Genomic DNA, 1,480 nt, shown 5'->3' with positions numbered 1-1,480 from the left:
TTTTTCACCTGAACCATTCAAGACTTCCAGCTTAATTTTATGCATGCCATTCGGGACATCCTTTAAGATAAATGCTGCCGTTTTCATATTGACCTTCTTTTGATTATCAATAAATACGGTCACAGTTGCCAATTGTTCAGGATTTGATACAGAAAAACCATAGTTTTTCAAGTAGCACTCGACATAGACAGAGTTGCCTTTTACAAAAGTTTTTACCCGAAAGTCCTCATCTGAGTTTTGGATGCTCGATACAGTGGTGGCAGCTGTAACTGTAGAAACATCTTGCATGGCTACGCCTGAATTTTCAGGTTCCGGTATTTTCTTTCCACAACCAGCCGCTGCCATCAACACTGTGAGAGCCAAAATCAACTTTCTCATTCCATCGTCCCCCTTTTGCCTTTATTGTCTGCCAAAAGGAGTAATTTACTCTTATTTTCTTCATTCACCCGAAGTATTCATCGCTTGAAACATATGAAGCATCATTGAGGCAACCTGAACGCTTTCCGAAAATTTAGAGACCCGATGTGGAATCGACTTTTCAAAATGATATTTCGCTTCGGTTTCAAACACATCCACTTCATGGGGATTACGCATTAACCTTTTGTACCATCCAGGCTGAATCCTCAAGTAATTACGCATATCTTCGTTCGTTTGAATGAATTCATATATATTCTGACGCATGAAAAACCCTCCTTAATCTTTGGTGAATAAAAAGGGGTTAGCTTTCCGCTCTTTTTCTTTTGGGGGAGGACTGGTATCACCTGATTTATTCCCTTGGAAAGCAGATAGCACTCCTTGGATTGCACCGATGGCCTGATTGGCATTCGTAATATATTGTTGAATCTGCCCCATATCCATATTTTTAACTGCACTCATTAACGAACCGATCAACTCAGTGCTTTGTTCTCCCTTTTCAACCGGCGGAGATGGAGATCCTGAATTCACTTTGGACTCGCCCACACTGCCGTCAGCCTGCCAGCGTGGATGATCTTCACCGAGTAAATACCACTCTTCAAAAAGTTCCTGCCATGTTGCTTGTTTGCTTCTCACTTCATTCACTAAATGAGGATGTTCCTTTACAAACACCCGAAATCCATCCACGGAGGGCCGCTTTCTTTTTGCCATTACTCTCACCTCACACTTAGACATCGCCTATTGCACCATATGCTAAAGGTAATTAAAAAGTGCATAACATTTATTTTAAAATGCAATTGGATGAAATGAGTACCCTTATAGTTCCAAAAGGGTATGCAGCCATTACTGCGGATATCAAAGTTCATAATGTAAAATTCTCCATTGGCGATCGATTCCGTGCAAATTAATACATAGGTATACGATATCATCGAGGAATGATCCACAGGTGATGATATCGAAAGTGACCTTTTTTATTTTTTAAAAATATCCAGTATAAAAAAACGGACCCAGAATGAACTGCACCCCAATTGTTAGACAACATCTAACAATTGGAGGTGCAGTTTTT

Annotated in this window: 3 protein-coding genes and 1 pseudogene; 1 reads left to right on the top strand and 3 read right to left on the bottom strand. The window is 40.1% G+C overall.

Annotated features, from left to right (window positions below; translation table 11 throughout):
* From ACFVSH_RS26575 to ACFVSH_RS26565, 3 genes and pseudogenes are all read right to left on the bottom strand, one after another.
* A pseudogene (locus ACFVSH_RS26575) lies at positions 1 to 378 on the bottom strand (hypothetical protein); the annotation flags it as partial.
* Between the two features lie 60 nt (positions 379 to 438).
* On the bottom strand, positions 439 to 681 hold the full coding sequence (locus ACFVSH_RS26570) for a YlbE-like family protein (RefSeq protein ID WP_260284177.1): 243 nt from the start codon (positions 679 to 681) through the stop codon (positions 439 to 441).
* Positions 682 to 693: 12 nt separating this feature from the next.
* Positions 694 to 1,125 (bottom strand): YlbD family protein, encoded by a 432-nt coding sequence (locus ACFVSH_RS26565; RefSeq protein ID WP_260284176.1) that lies wholly within the window; start codon positions 1,123 to 1,125, stop codon positions 694 to 696.
* 59 nt (positions 1,126 to 1,184) lie between these two features.
* Here ACFVSH_RS26565 and ACFVSH_RS26560 point away from each other — a divergent pair, with 59 nt between their 5' ends.
* The gene (locus tag ACFVSH_RS26560) at positions 1,185 to 1,322 is read left to right on the top strand and encodes a hypothetical protein (RefSeq protein WP_387599695.1); all 138 of its coding nucleotides are present in this window, start codon (positions 1,185 to 1,187) and stop codon (positions 1,320 to 1,322) included.
* Positions 1,323 to 1,480 lie beyond the last annotated feature (158 nt).

The organism is Peribacillus sp. NPDC058002 (assembly GCF_042886655.1).
Taxonomy (GTDB): Bacteria; Bacillota; Bacilli; order Bacillales; family DSM-1321; genus Peribacillus; species Peribacillus aracenensis.
This window is presented reverse-complemented; position numbering and strand designations above follow the sequence as displayed.